We start from the raw sequence: 13,763 nt of genomic DNA, 5'->3' as shown, positions 1-13,763 counted from the left end.
GCCCTGTTCAGGGGGCTGGAGAAAAGAAGGTATTAGGTGATCGGATCACGGGTTCCGTCGGCCCCGACCGTTTTCTGCCTCACTGCCGCTTCCCAAACAGGATCTCGTCTGATGAAATCGCGGCCGTGCCGCGCGTGGCGCTGGCCGCTGCACCAGGCACGGGTCGGCGGGTCAAGCGTGGAAGAAACGACGGAGGCGATGTCGTGAGCACCGGACCTACGACCCTGCCCGAGAGCCCCGACGCCGATCAGCGGAACCGGCGACGGCGACTGCCTCGGCTGCGTGACGCGCGGATCCGCTCCAAGCTCGCCCTCATCCTCGTCGTTCCGGTGGCGGCCGTCATCGCACTGGCAACTATCCGACTCGTCTCGGTCGGCGAGGGCGCGTACGAGGCCAACCGGATCCGGTCGCTGACCGCGCTGTCGATCGACGTCTCGGCGCTCACCCAGGACCTGCACAAGGAGCGGATGGCGGCGGCGTCCTTTCTGGTCGCGCCCAACCAGAAGCCGGACGCCTACAACCTGCGGGTCCGGAGCACGGACGAGCGGATCGCCGCGTACCAGGAGGAGCGGGGCAAGCTCGGCGACGTGCCGGCCTCGGTGCGCGACCGGCTCAAGGTGATCGACGATCACCTGGGAACGCTCAACGGGACCCGCCAGGAGGTGCTGGACCGGCAGCAGATGCCGGTCTCCGAGGCGAGCCTGCGCTACGGCATCATCCTCGACGACCTCGTCGCGTACGGCGACACGCTGGCCCAGCAGCCCGGTGCGGAGGCCCTTGCCGACGCCCGCCGCGCGGTGGCCGCCTTCGCCCACGCCAAGGCGGAGGTGGCCGAGGAGGAGGCGGTCGCCTTCACCGCGCTCTCCACCGGCCGGATCGACGAGGAGCAGTTCTCCTCCTTCGTGGCCACTTTGACCGGCCAGCAGGAGGCCCTGCTGTCCTTCTCGCGGGCCGCCGAGCCGGCCCAGCGGTCCCTGGTGGACCGCACCGTCTCCGGCGACGCCGTGCAGCTCTCCGACCGGGTCGCCAACGACATCTCCCGCTCGGTCGGGCAGGCTCCGCTGGTCAACCAGAACGAGGCCGCCGCGGCCGTCGGCGCGGTCGGCGACCTGATGCGGTGGGCTGAGATCGAGCTGCTGAACCAGCTGCTCGCCGACGCCGACGCGGTGCGCACCGACGTCATCCGGCAGGCCGTCGTGGAGAGCCTGCTGGTGCTGCTCACCCTGGCCATCGCCGTGACGCTTGCCGTGGTGCTGGCCCGCTCCCTCAACGACTCGCTGCGCCGGCTGCGCGAGGGCGCGCTGGCGGTGGCGAACCACGACCTGCCCGACGCGGTGAGCCGGTTGCAGAACGTCAACGCCATCGGCGACGGCGGCGTCGACGAGATCGTCCAGCAGGTCCGGGACCCGATCAAGCTGACCAACCGCGACGAGGTCGGCCAGGTGGCGTCGGCCTTCAACGTGGTCCACCGGGAGGCGGTCCGGGTGGCGGCCGAACAGGCCGCGCTGCGGACCAGCGTCTCGGCGATGTTCCTCAACCTGGCCCGCCGCTCGCAGAGCCTGGTCGACCGGATGATCGGCGAGCTGGACGCGATCGAGCGCAGCGAGGAGGACCCGAAGCGGCTGGCCCAGCTCTTCGAGCTGGACCACCTGGCCACCCGGATGCGCCGCAACGACGAGAACCTGCTGGTGCTGGCCGGCGCCGACTCGGCCGTGCCGCGCCGCGACGACGCGCTCCTGGTCGACGTGCTGCGCGCCGCCCAGTCCGAGGTGGAGCTCTACAACCGGATCGAGTTCGGCACGGTCGACACCGACATCTCGGTCGCCGCGCACGCGGTCAACGACGTGGTCCGGCTGGTCGCCGAGCTGCTGGACAACGCCACGCGGTTCTCGCCGCCGAACACCATCGTGGTGGCCGACGGCCGCCGGATCCGCGACTACGTGCTCATCCAGGTCGAGGACCGCGGCCTCGGGCTCAGCGACGAGCAGCTCGACTCGCTCAACCGCCGGCTGGCCGCCCCGCCCACGGTCGACGTGGCCGCGTTCCGGCTCATGGGCCTGGCCGTGGTCAGCCGGCTCGCCTCCCGCTACGGGATCCGGGTCGAGCTGCGCCGCAACGTCGAGGGCGGCACCGTCGCCCAGGTCACCCTGCCGAACGCCACCGTGGTGCTGCCGGCGAACCGGGGCCAGGCCCCGCTGACCCGCCCGCGCCAGCCGCTCGCCGTCGAGCAGTCCCCGCTCAGCCAGCTGGGCGCCGCCGACGCGCTCGCCGGCGCGGGCCGGGCCGGCACGGCCACCCTGGCCGACCAGTGGCGCAGCGCCGCCACCCCGCCGCCCGCCCGCTGGCAGGCGCCCGCCGAGGCCCGGGACACCACCCCGGCCGTGCAGTTCGGCGCGACCGGCGCGCTGCCCACCGTGCCGGCTCCCGCGCCGGTCGCCGCCGCGCCGCCCGTCCCCGTCGCCCCGGCCCCGGTCTCCGGCGCCGGCTGGTCGGCGGGTGGGCAGACGGTCGGCCAACCCGCCCTCGATCCGCTGCCGCACCGGACCCCGGGCGGCGAGGCGGCGACGGCTGCCCCGGTGGCGCCGCCGGCCTACCAGCCGGCCGCGCCGGCGGTCGAGCCCGCCCCGGCCGCCCCGGTGGTGGCCCGGTCGGCCCGCCCGGCCGAGGCGCCGATCTTCCGGGAGATGGAGGCGGTCTGGTTCCGCTCGCACGGCGAGGACGAGACCACCATCTTCACCCGGCCCCGGTTCGACGAAGAGCCACCGGCCCCGGCCCAGCCCGCCGCGACCGCGCAGCCCGTCGGCGCGCCGCCGCTGCCGCCGCTGCCGACCCGGACCCCGGGCGCCCGGGCGGCGGGGTTGACCACACCTCCGCCGTACACCCCGCCGGCGGTCCCGTCCCCGGCGCCCGCCGCGGCCGTGCCCGAGCCGGCGCCGGCACCGCCGCCGATCGACCCGGAGGCCTGGCGCACGGCGGCCGACGAGGGGTGGTCGCGGGCCAGCAAGGCCGCGGAGCCCAGCAACGCCGGCACCACCCGTTCCGGCCTGCCCAAGCGGGTGCCGCAGGCCCAGCTCGTGCCCGGCGGCATCGAGCCGAAGGGCAGCCGGGCGGCCGCCCGGCGCACCCCGGACGAAGTACGCGGCCTGTTGTCGGCCTACCACCGCGGTGTGCAGCGGGGTCGGACGGCCGGCGCGGACCTGAACAGCACCTCGACCAAGGAGACGAACCGATGAACAGGCCAGCGGCCATGCAGGACATGGGTTGGCTGCTCACCAACTTCGCCGACAGCGTGGCGGGCATCGCCCACGTGGTGGCGGTGTCCGCGGACGGGCTGCTGCTCGCCTCCTCCCGCGACCTGCCGACGGATCGGGCCGACCAGCTCGCCGCGATCACCTCCGGCGTGGTGAGCCTGACCGAGGGCGCCGCCCGGATGTTCAGCGCCGGCGGGGTGCTCCAGACCGTCATCGAGATGGACAGCGGATACCTCTTCCTCATGTCGATCAGCGACGGCTCGTCGATGGCCGTGCTGGCCGCGCGGAGCTGCGACGTCGGACAGGTGGGCTACGAGATGGCGCTGCTGGTGGAACGGGTCGGCCAGGCGCTGGTCCCGCTTCCGAGGGACGCCGTCCGGCCCTGACCGGCCGTCCGGTGACCTGGTGACCCGGAGCCCGTCCGGCTCCGTACGAGGGGAGGTGATCGCGAGATGGAACCACGACGAGACCCGCGTGGCGCGCTGGTGCGGCCGTACGCGGTCACCCGCGGCCGCACCGAGCCGTTGCAGAACATCGCGCTCGAGGCGGTGCTGTCGTGCACGCCCACCCAGTCGGCCGAGGCGCGGTTCGCCGGGCACGACAAGTACCGCATCGCCTCGGTCTGTGAGGGCCGGGCACAGTCGCTGGCGGAGATCGCCGCTTACACCCGGATGCCGCTGGGCGTCACCCGGGTGCTGGTCGCCGACATGGTGGCCGACGGCCTGCTGACGCTACACACCGCCGCTCCCGCCACAGGGTTCGCGGCGCGGATGAACCTGCTTGGAAGGGTGCTAAGTGGACTTCGCGAACTATGACCCCGCGGGGGCGAACCGCAGCCGGGAGATCATCTCCGCGAAGATCGTCATCGCGGGCGGCTTCGGGGTGGGCAAGACCACCCTGGTCGGCGCTATCTCCGAAATCCAGCCGCTGACCACCGAGGCGCTGATGACGGCGGCCGGCGTCGGCATCGACGACCCGTCGAAGGTGCCCGGCAAGGAGACCACCACGGTCGCCATGGACTTCGGCCGGATCACCATGGCCGAGGACCTGATCCTCTATCTCTTCGGCACACCGGGCCAGACCCGCTTCTGGTTCATGTGGGACGAGATCATCCGGGGCGCGGTGGGCGCCGCCGTGCTGGTGGACACCCGCCGGATCACCGACGCCTTCGCGCCGCTGGACTACTTCGAGAACCGCAACCTGCCGTACGTGGTGGCGCTGAACCGGTTCGACGACGCGCCGCAGTACGAGCTGGAGGAGGTCCGCGAGGCGCTGGCCATCTCGCCGGACGTGCCGCTGGTGATGTGCGACGCGCGGCGGCGCGAGTCGGTCAAGCAGGTGCTCGTGACGGTGGTCGAGCACGCCATGCTCCGGCTCCAGGCCGAGCACGGCTTCGCGGCCCCGGTCGGCTGACTCCCGGCCCGGCGGCGGGTCAGTCGACCCGCAGCCGGTAGCCGCGCTTCACCACGGTCTGCACCACGCGGGGGGCGTCGAGCCCGACCCGCAGGCGGGCGACCGCCATCTCCACCGCGTGCTCGTCCGCGCCCCGGGGCAGGGTACGCAGCAGGGCGGTGCGGGACAGCACCTTCCCGGGCGCGGCCGCGAGCGCCCGCAGCACCGCCATCGGGGCCGGCGCGAGCGGGCGCAGGTCGCCGTCCACCACCGCGGCGTGCCCGCGCAGGGTCAGCAGGTGACCGCCGGCCTTCACGGTCACCGTCCGGCGGGGCAACTCGTCGACGATCGTCCGCACGAGGGCGCCGAGCCGGGCCCGGGTCGGGGCGCTCACCGGCACCCCCCGCCGCACCAGCGGCTCGGCCGTCACCGCACCGACGCACCCGGCCAGCACGTCCCCGCGCAGCGCCGCCAGCACCGTCTCGGTCCGGTCCCCGGCCGCCCGCAGCAGCGCCTCGGCCGCCGGGGCGGAGGTGAACGTGACCGCGTCGACCATCCGCCCGGCGACCAGGTCGATCAGCCGGTGCAGCGGCGCCGGGTCGGTCGGCGGCGCCCAGCGGTAGACCGGCACCTCGATCACCGTGGCCCCGGCCGACTCCAGCGCCTCGGTGCACTCCGGCTGCCGCTCGCCGTGCAGTTGCAGCGCGACGACCAGGCCGGCCACCCCGCGCCGGACCAGGTGCTCGACCACCTCGTCGCAGCTCTCCGAGGCGGGGGACCAGTGCTCGCGCAGCCCGGCCGCGCGGATCGCCCCGGTGGCCTTGGGACCGCGGGCCACCACGTACGACCGGGACAGCACGCCGCGCAGCGGCTCGGCGAGCCCCCAGCCCTCGGCCGCCTCCAGCCAGCCGCGCATCCCGATGCCGGTGTTGGCCATCAGCACGTCCGGCGGGCGCTCCAGGCAGGCCCGGGTGGCCTCGCGCAGGTCGGTGTCGTCGGCCAGCGGCACGATCCGCAGCGCCGGGGCGAGCACCACCCGCGCGCCGCGCCGCTGGAGCAGCGCGGCCAGCTCGTCGCGCCGCCGGTCCGCGGTGACCCCGATGGTGAAGCCGGCCAGTTCCTCCCGCATCACCCCTCCTGTCGTACCCGCACCTCGACGAGGCCGTCCCGGCAGCGCACCTCGTGCCGCCGCAGCGCCACGTCCGGGAGGTCCAGGCACCGCCCGGTGGTCAGGTCGTAGACCTGCTTGTGCAGCGGGGAGGCGAGCGTCGGCAGGCCGCCGCGGCTGCCCACGATCCCCCGGGACATCACCTGCGCGCCGCCGACCGGGTCGAGGTTGTCGACCGCGTACAGCTCGCCGCCGGTCCGGAAGAGGGCCACCTGCACCCCGTCGACCAGGGCGGCCACGCCCCGGTCCGGGTCCAGCCGGTCGAGCGGGCAGACGGCCGTCCAGGCCAGCATCGTCGGGGCGCTCATCGCCGTACCTCCGGAACGCCCAGCGCGACCGGCGGGCGGCGACCGTCGGCCCCGCGGGCGGGCACCGGCTGGCCGCGTTCGACGGCGAACGTGATGGACGGGTCGGGCACGTCGGGGGCGTTCACGAAGGAGGTGAAGCGGCGCAGCCGCTCCGGGTCCTCCAGCACGTCCCGCCACTCGTCGGAATATCCGGCGACGTGCCGGGCCATGGCCGCGTCGAGGTCGGCGCAGAGCCCCAGCGCGTCGTCCACGAGCACCGAACGGAGGTGGTCCAGGCCGCCGTCCATCGCCTCGATCCAGGCGGCGGTGCGCTGCAGCCGGTCGGCCGTGCGGACGTAGAACATCAGGAACCGGTCGATGAGGGTGACCAGCTCGGCGGTGCTCAGGTCGGTGGCGAACAGGTCGGCGTGCCGGGGCCGGAAGCCGCCGTTGCCGCCGACGTAGAGGTTCCAGCCGCTCTCGGTGGCGATGACGCCGAAGTCCTTGCTCCGGGCCTCGGCGCACTCCCGGGCGCAGCCGGAGACCGCGGACTTCAGCTTGTGCGGGGCGCGCAGCCCCCGGTAGCGCAGCTCCAGCGCGACGGCCAGGCCGACCGAGTCCTGCACCCCGTACCGGCACCAGGTCTCGCCGACGCAGGACTTCACCGTGCGCAGCGCCTTGCCGTACGCGTGGCCGGACTCGAAGCCCGCGTCCACCAGCCGGCGCCAGATCTGCGGGAGCTGTTCGACGCGGGCGCCGAACAGGTCGATCCGCTGCCCGCCGGTGATCTTGGTGTAGAGCCGGAAGTCCCGGGCCACCTCGCCGATCACGATGAGCTTCTCCGGCGTGATCTCGCCGCCGGGGATCCGCGGCACCACCGAGTAGCTGCCGTCGCGTTGCAGGTTGGCCAGGAAGTGGTCGTTGGTGTCCTGAAGGGACGCCTGCTCGCCGTCGAGCACGTGCCCGGTGCCGAGCGAGGCGAGGATCGAGGCCACCACCGGCTTGCAGATGTCGCAGCCGCGCCCGCGCCCGTGCTCGGCGATGAGCTGGGAGAAGGTGCGGATGCCCCGGACCCGGACGATGTCGAACAGCTCCTGCCGGCCGGCGTCGAAGTGCTCGCAGAGCGCGCGGGACTGCCGCACGCCGGCCGCGTCGAGCAGTTGCTTGAGCATCGGTACGCAGGAGCCACAGCTCGTCCCGGCCCGGGTGCACGCCTTGAGCGCCGGCACGTCCGTGGCCCCGCCGGCGATCGCCGCGTCGAGGTCGGCCCGGGTCACCGCGTTGCAGGAACAGACCTGCGTGGCGGCCGGCAGCGCGCCGGCCCCGGCGCCCGCGCCGCCCGCCGGGGCCAGCAGCGCCAGCGGGGGAGCGGGCAGCGGCCCGCCGACACTCGCCCGCAGCGTGGGGTACGCGCTCGCGTCGCCCACCAGCACGCCGCCGAGCAGCGTCCGCGCGTCGTCGGAGAGGACCAGCTTCGCGTACGCGCGGGTGGCCGGGTCGGTGAAGGTGACGTCCAGGCAGCCCGGGGTAACGCCGTGGGCGTCGCCGAACGAGGCCACGTCCACCCCGAGCAGCTTGAGCTTGGTGGCGGTGTCCGCGCCGGGGAAGGTGGCCGCCCCGCCCAGCAGCCGGTCGGCGACCACCTCGGCGGTCGCGTAGCCGGGGGCGACCAGGCCGTGGCAGGCGCCGTCCACGGCGGCGCACTCGCCGACCGCCCAGATCCGCTCGTCCACCGTCCGGCAGCCCGCGTCGACCAGCACCCCGCCGCGCGGCCCGAGCGGCAGCCCGGCCGCCCGGGCCAGCTCGTCCCGCGGCCGGATGCCGGCGGCCACCACGACCAGGTCCGCCGCGACGGTGCGCCCGTCGGAGAGTTCCAGCGTGCCGACCGCCCCGTCCGCGCCGGGGCGCAGCGCGCGGGTGGCCACCCCGAGGTACGTGGTGACGCCCAGTTCCTCGACGTAGCGGCGGAGCATCGCCCCGCCCGCCTCGTCCACCTGCGCCGGCATGAGCCGGGGCGCGAACTCGACCACGCTGGTGGAAAGGCCCAGCAGGCGCAGCGCGTTCGCCGCCTCCAGGCCGAGCAGCCCGCCCCCGATCACGGCACCGGTGCGGCGGCCCCCGGCGTGCGCCCGGATCGCCGCCAGGTCGTCCAGCGTCCGGTAGACGAAGACGCCCGGCAGGTCCGTGCCGTCGACCGGGGGTACGAACGCCGACGAGCCGGTCGCCAGCACCAGCGCGTCGTACGGGTGCTCGCCGGCCGCGGTCCGCACCACCCGACGCGCCCGGTCGAGCGCCAGCGCCGGATCGCCCAGCCGCAGCTCCACCCCGTCGTCGGGGGTGTGCAGGTTCAGCTCCTTGGCGCCCACCCCGTCGAAGAAGGCGGAGAGCCGCACCCGGTCGTACGCCGGCCGCCGCTCCTCGGCGAGCACCGTGACCCGCCAGCGCCGCTCCCGGTCCCGGGCCCGCAATGCCTCGACGAAGCGCTGCCCGACCATGCCGTTGCCGACGACCACCAGCCTGTCGCCGCTCATGCCGGCACTCCGCTTCGCTGCGTGCCGTCATGAGGCACCGTCGCACTGAGCTTCCTGATTCGCTCGCTCATCGCGTCACCTCCACCGTGTCGCGGTCCATCCCCGCGTCCCGTTCCTGGTGTCCCGCCGCCGGATCGACCTCGGCCAGCCATCCCGCGATCCCGGCCACCGCGTCCCGGCAGCCGCCGCAGCCGGTCGCGGCCCGGGTCGCCGCGGACAGCTCCGCGACGGTCCGGGCGCCGGCGCGCCAGCACGCCACCAGGGCGCCCTTGCTGACGTCGTTGCACTGGCACACCGTGGCCGCGTCCGGCATCAGCGCCGGGGACGCGGCGGGGGTGGCCGGGGCGGCCCCGAACGCCCGCCCGAGCAGCAGCGAGCGCCGGTCCGCCGGCACCGGCGCGCCCCGGTCGAAGAGCTGCACCACGGTGCCGACCGCCGGGTTGTCGCCGAGCAGGATCGCCCCGGTCAGGCGCTCGTCGCGGATCCGCAGCCGGGCGTACGTGCCCCGGGCCGGGTCGGCGAAGGTCAGCTCCTCGATCGGCCCGCCCCCGGCCGGCGCGCCGGCGGCGTCGCCCATGGCGGCCAGGTCGATCCCGGCCGCCTTGAGCCGGGTCACCACGGGACGCGGCCGGTAGCGGACCAGCGGGTCGTCGCCGGTCAGCACCTCGGCGACCACCCGGGCCTGCGCCCAGGCCGGGGCGACCAGCCCGGTCAGCGTCCCGTCGTGCTGGGCGCAGTCGCCGACGGCCGAGATGCGCCGGTCGCTGGTGCGCATCCGGTCGTCCACCACCACGCCCCGGTCGACGGCCAGCCCGGCGGCGGAGGCCAGCGCGGTGTCCGGGCGTACGCCGCAGGAGAGGACCAGCAGGTCGGCCGCGAGCGGGTCGCCGTCGCCGAGGTCGAGGCGGACGCCGTGCGCGTCGGCGGTCACTCCGGTCGCCGTGACCCCGAGCCGGGTGCGTACCCCGAGCCCGGCGAGGGTGCCGGCGAGGACCGCACCGGCCGGCTCGTCGAGCTGCCGTTCCATCAGGTGCCCGACCGGGTGGACCACGGTCACGTCGAGGCCCCGGGCGGCGAGCCCGCGGGCCGCCTCCAGCCCGAGCAGCCCCCCGCCGAGCACCAGCGCGCTGCGGGCGCCCCGGGCGGCGGCGAGGATCCGCCGGCAGTCGTCCAGGGTGCGGAACGGGACCACCCGGTCGGGGAGCGGGTCGAGCTCGGGCAGCGGCGGCACCAGGGCCCGGCTGCCGGTGGCGAGCACCAGATGGTCGTAGGCGTGCCGGTCGCCGTCGGCGGTGCGTACCTCCCGGGTCGCCCGGTCGACGGCGGTGACCTCGGCGCCGATGCGCACGTCCGCGCCCTGCCCGGCGACCTCGACCAGCTCCACGTCCGGTTCGTCGATCTTCCCGGCGAGCAGGGTGGAGAGCAGGATCCGGTTGTACGCCCGGTGCGGCTCCGCCCCGAGCACGGTCACCTTCCGGTCCCCGCCCCGGGCGTGCAGCTCGGCGGCGAGGCGGGCGCCCGCCATGCCGTATCCCACGATGACGATGCGCTCGGTCATGCCCTCTCCACCCGGACGGCGCAGATCTTGAACTCGGGCATCCCGGAGACCGGGTCGACGGCGTCGTTGGTCACCGAGTTGGCCCGCGCCGCGCCGGGCCAGTGGAACGGCGCGAAGACGGTGTCCGGCCGGATCGCCGGGCTGAGCCGGGCCGGTGCGCGCAGCTCGCCCCGGCGGGAGACCACCCGGACCTCCTCGCCCTCGGCCACGCCGAGCCGGCCGGCCAGGTCGGGGTGCAGCTCGACGAAGGCGCCGGGGGCGGCCCGGCGCAGGGCGGCGACCCGCCGGGTCTGCGCGCCGGACTGGTAGTGGGCGAGCACCCGGCCGGTGGTGAGGTGCAGCGGGTAGTCGGCGCAGACCGGCTCGGCGGCCGGCCGGTGGGTCACCGCACGGAATCGGGCGCGGCCGTCCGGGGTGGGGAACCGGTGGGCGAAGAGGTGCGGGGTGTCCGGCCCGTCCTCGTCCGGGCAGGGCCAGAAGACGCCCGTGTCGGCGTCGATCCGGTCCCAGCTGACCCCGGCGTAGTCGGCCGGCCCGCCGGCCGAGGCGCGGCGCAGCTCCTCGAACACCGCCGCCGGGTCGGCGGGGAATGCGCCGGGGGCGTCGAGGCGGGCCGCGAGGGCGGCGAGGACCGCCAGGTCGGTGCGGACGCCGGGGGGTGGTTCGCGCAGCGCGCGGCGGCGCAGCACCCGGCCCTCCAGGTTGGTCATGGTGCCGTCCTCCTCGGCCCACTGGGCGACGGGCAGCACCACGTCGGCCAGGTCGGCGGTCTCGGAGCGCAGGAAGTCGGCCACCACCAGCAGGTCCAGGTCGCGCAGGCGGGACTCGACCCGGGCCGCGCGGGGCGCGGACACCACCGGGTTGGACCCGAACACCAGCAGCGCCCGCGGGCCGTGCGTGGTGCCGAGCGAGTCGAGGAGCTGATAGGCCGGTACGCCCGGACCGGGCAACACCGCCGGGTCGACGCCCCAGACCGTGGCCACGTGCTCCCGGGCGGCCGGGTCGTCGATCCGCCGGTAGCCGGGGAGCTGGTCGGCCTTCTGCCCGTGCTCCCGGCCGCCCTGCCCGTTGCCCTGCCCGGTGAGGCAGCCGTATCCGGATCCGGGGCGACCGGGCAGGCCCAGGGCGAGCGCCAGGTTGATGAACGCGGTGACCGTGTCGACGCCCTTGGCGTGCTGCTCGGCGCCCCGGGCGGTGAGGATGACCGCGCGGTCCACGGTGGCCAGAGCCCAGGCAGTCGCCTCCAGGTCGGCCACCGGCACCCCGGAGAGCCGTTCCGCCTCGGCCGGCCAGCAGCCCGCAACGGTCCGCCGGACCTCGTCGAAGCCGGTGGTCCGGTCGGCCACGTACGCCCGGTCGATCCAGCCCTCGGTGAGGGCGATGTGCAACAGCGCGTTGGCCACCGCCAGGTCGGTGCCGGGCAGCGGTTGCAGGTGCAGGTCCGCCTGGCGGGCGGTGGCGGTGAGCCGGGGGTCGACCACGATCAGCCGGCCGCCCCGCGCACGCTGGTCGGCGAGGTGGCGCATGAGCGGCGGCATGGTCTCGGCGGGGTTGGCGCCGACCAGTAGCAGGGTGTCCGCCCGGCCCAGGTCGGCGAGGGGGAAGGGGAGCCCCCGGTCGACGCCGAAGGCGCGCATCCCGGCCGCGGCGGCCGAGGACATGCACCAGCGTCCGTTGTAGTCGATGTGCCGGGTGCCCAGCGCCACCCGGGCGAACTTGCCCAGCGCGTACGCCTTCTCGTTGGTCAGCCCGCCGCCGCCGAAGACCGCGACGGCGTCCCGCCCGTGCCGCTCCTGGATCGCCCGCAGCCCGCCGGCGACCCGGTCGAGCGCCGCGTCCCAGCTCGCCGGGCGCAGCTCACCGCCGGGCCGGTCGCGCAGCAGCGGGGTGGTCAGCCGGTCCGGGTGGTCGAGCAGGTCGGCGGCTGTCCAGCCCTTCTGGCACAGCCCGCCGCGGTTCGTGGGGAAGTCCCGGGGCGTGACCTCGACGCGTCCCGCGGTCTCCCGCAGCACCATGCCGCACTGGAGCGCGCAGTACGGGCAGTGCGTGGCCGCCTCCCGAGGCCGTACCCCCGGTTGCGTCGCCAGGCGTGCACCGTCTGTCATGTTCGGGAAGCGTGCCGGCCGGCGGTTTCCGCTCCGGGTCCCCTCTGTTTCGGTCCTGTCAAGAGCACCTCACACCGCGCGGGAGTGACGAGCCGGTCGCCAGGATCTAGAATGTGAGACAAGATTCTCGGATAATGGGAGGCGCGATGAGTGTGGCGGACGCTTTCGACGCGGTGGCGGGGAGCTACGACGCGGCCCGGCGTCGGCTGGTGCCCTGCTTCGACGCCTTCTACGGCACGGCCGTCGAGGTGGCCGCCCCGCCGCTGCGGGCGGCGCTCGCCGCGGGGCGTACCCCCGAGGTGCTGGACCTGGGCGCGGGCACCGGCCTGCTCTCCCTGCTGCTGGCCGCGGCGGTGCCCGGGGTCCGGCTGACCCTGGTCGACGGCGCGCCCGGCATGCTCGCGGTGGCCGCCGGCCACCTGGCCGCGCGCGGGGTGCCGCACCGCACCGTGCTCGCCGACCTGGCCGATCCGCTGCCCGCCGGCCGCTACGACGCGGTGGTCTCCGCGCTGGCCATCCACCACCTGGACGACGACGGCAAGCGGGCGCTCTACCGGCGGGCGGCCGAGGCGCTGGTGCCGGGCGGCGTCTTCGTCAACGCCGAGCAGGTGGCCGGCCCGACCCCGGCCCTGGACCGGCGCTACGACGAGGTCTGGACGGCCCGGATCACCGAGCTGGGCTCGGACGCCGCGGAGATCGCCGGGGCCCGGGAGCGCATGCGGCACGACCGGCCGGCGCCGGTGTCCGACCAGTGCCGCTGGCTCGCCGACGCCGGCCTGGCCGACGTGGACTGCTTCTTCAAGGAGTGGCGGTTCGCGGTGTTCGGGGGGCGCCGTCCCTGAGCGTGACCGGGTGTCCGGTTCAGCGACCGGTGCGAGCGGGGATGACTGGCGGTCATACCAGTGGGTAATCTCTCCGGCATGACCGCCAAGGTGACACTGTCGTTCTCCGACGAGACGATCGAGGAGGCGCGCCGGTTCGCCAAGCGGGAAGGGCTCTCCCTCTCCGCCTGGATGGACCAGGCCGCCCGGGAGAAGGCGCTGCGCGAGGTCTTCACCGCGCACGCCGAGGCGGTCGCCCGCGCCGGCCTCGACCTGGAGTCCGCCGCGCTGGCCGACGCCCAGGAAGCCGCGCTCGTCGACGACGCGTTGTTCGGCGGCGGGCGCCCGCGTGTTGCGTAGGGGAGAGGTCTGGCGCATCTCCGGCGCCCGGGAACGGCTCGGCCTGGTCATCAGCTCCGACGTCTACAACTCCACCGCCGTGCCGATCGTGATCGTGGTCGAGGTGGTCGAGGAGTCGCTGCTGCGCGACTCGCCCCTGGCCGTGTCGATGGGCGGCTACGTGGTGATGCCCGACCGGCTCTCCTCGCCCATGAAGAAGTGGTTCACCGAGTGCGTCGACGTGGCCGACACCGAGACCATGCAGCGGGTCGGCCGCGCGCTGCGCATCCTCCAGGAGATCTGAGCCGGCG

Annotated in this window: 12 protein-coding genes; 7 read left to right on the top strand and 5 right to left on the bottom strand. The window is 75.2% G+C overall.

The window, feature by feature from the left end:
- Positions 1–203 precede the first annotated feature (203 nt).
- The 4 genes from ACQP12_RS29530 to ACQP12_RS29515 all read left to right on the top strand — a co-directional run bounded on the left by ACQP12_RS29530 (position 204) and on the right by ACQP12_RS29515 (position 4,664).
- Positions 204–3,233, top strand: a complete 3,030-nt coding sequence (locus ACQP12_RS29530; RefSeq protein ID WP_433283425.1) for a nitrate- and nitrite sensing domain-containing protein — start codon at positions 204–206, stop codon at positions 3,231–3,233.
- On the top strand, positions 3,230–3,637 hold the full coding sequence (locus ACQP12_RS29525) for a roadblock/LC7 domain-containing protein (RefSeq protein ID WP_151463699.1): 408 nt from the start codon (positions 3,230–3,232) through the stop codon (positions 3,635–3,637). The genes ACQP12_RS29530 and ACQP12_RS29525 overlap by 4 nt, the downstream gene beginning before the upstream one ends.
- Before the next feature lie 66 nt (positions 3,638–3,703).
- On the top strand, positions 3,704–4,066 hold the full coding sequence (locus tag ACQP12_RS29520) for a DUF742 domain-containing protein (RefSeq protein WP_433283424.1): 363 nt from the start codon (positions 3,704–3,706) through the stop codon (positions 4,064–4,066).
- Positions 4,047–4,664 carry a GTP-binding protein gene (locus ACQP12_RS29515; RefSeq protein WP_151463698.1) on the top strand — a complete coding sequence of 206 codons (618 nt, stop codon included), beginning with the start codon at positions 4,047–4,049 and terminating at the stop codon, positions 4,662–4,664. Before ACQP12_RS29520 ends, ACQP12_RS29515 begins: the two co-directional genes overlap by 20 nt.
- 19 nt (positions 4,665–4,683) lie before the next feature.
- On the opposite strand, the gene ACQP12_RS29510 is transcribed toward ACQP12_RS29515, so the two are convergent.
- The 5 genes from ACQP12_RS29510 to ACQP12_RS29490 all read right to left on the bottom strand — a co-directional run bounded on the left by ACQP12_RS29510 (position 4,684) and on the right by ACQP12_RS29490 (position 12,292).
- Positions 4,684–5,772, bottom strand: a complete 1,089-nt coding sequence (locus ACQP12_RS29510; RefSeq protein ID WP_357938735.1) for a uroporphyrinogen-III synthase — start codon at positions 5,770–5,772, stop codon at positions 4,684–4,686.
- Positions 5,772–6,119, bottom strand: coding sequence for a nitrite reductase small subunit NirD (gene nirD / locus ACQP12_RS29505; protein ID WP_433283423.1), 348 nt, complete (start codon positions 6,117–6,119; stop codon positions 5,772–5,774). Before nirD ends, ACQP12_RS29510 begins: the two co-directional genes overlap by 1 nt.
- Entirely contained in the window at positions 6,116–8,629 is a 2,514-nt protein-coding gene (gene nirB / locus ACQP12_RS29500; protein ID WP_433283422.1) for a nitrite reductase large subunit NirB, read from the bottom strand. The genes nirD and nirB overlap by 4 nt, the downstream gene beginning before the upstream one ends.
- Before the next feature lie 67 nt (positions 8,630–8,696).
- Complete coding sequence (locus ACQP12_RS29495; RefSeq protein ID WP_433283421.1) at positions 8,697–10,187, bottom strand: FAD-dependent oxidoreductase; 1,491 nt, start codon at positions 10,185–10,187, stop codon at positions 8,697–8,699.
- Positions 10,184–12,292 (bottom strand): molybdopterin oxidoreductase family protein, encoded by a 2,109-nt coding sequence (locus ACQP12_RS29490; protein ID WP_433283420.1) that lies wholly within the window; start codon positions 12,290–12,292, stop codon positions 10,184–10,186. Before ACQP12_RS29490 ends, ACQP12_RS29495 begins: the two co-directional genes overlap by 4 nt.
- Positions 12,293–12,438: 146 nt before the next feature.
- On the opposite strand from ACQP12_RS29490, the gene ACQP12_RS29485 reads away from it, so the two are divergent.
- The 3 genes from ACQP12_RS29485 to ACQP12_RS29475 all read left to right on the top strand — a co-directional run bounded on the left by ACQP12_RS29485 (position 12,439) and on the right by ACQP12_RS29475 (position 13,756).
- Positions 12,439–13,134: a class I SAM-dependent methyltransferase gene (locus tag ACQP12_RS29485; RefSeq protein WP_433283419.1), complete on the top strand. Its 696-nt coding sequence runs from the start codon at positions 12,439–12,441 to the stop codon at positions 13,132–13,134.
- A gap of 78 nt (positions 13,135–13,212) precedes the next feature.
- Positions 13,213–13,473 (top strand): DUF6364 family protein, encoded by a 261-nt coding sequence (locus ACQP12_RS29480; protein ID WP_355348026.1) that lies wholly within the window; start codon positions 13,213–13,215, stop codon positions 13,471–13,473.
- On the top strand, positions 13,463–13,756 hold the full coding sequence (locus ACQP12_RS29475) for a hypothetical protein (protein ID WP_357938722.1): 294 nt from the start codon (positions 13,463–13,465) through the stop codon (positions 13,754–13,756). The genes ACQP12_RS29480 and ACQP12_RS29475 overlap by 11 nt, the downstream gene beginning before the upstream one ends.
- The last annotated feature ends 7 nt before the right edge of the window (positions 13,757–13,763 follow it).

This window comes from Micromonospora sp. CA-244673 (genome assembly GCF_050948395.1).
Classification (GTDB): domain Bacteria; phylum Actinomycetota; class Actinomycetes; order Mycobacteriales; family Micromonosporaceae; genus Micromonospora.
Note: the sequence above shows the minus strand (reverse complement) of the source record. Positions and strands in the feature narration are given on the sequence as shown.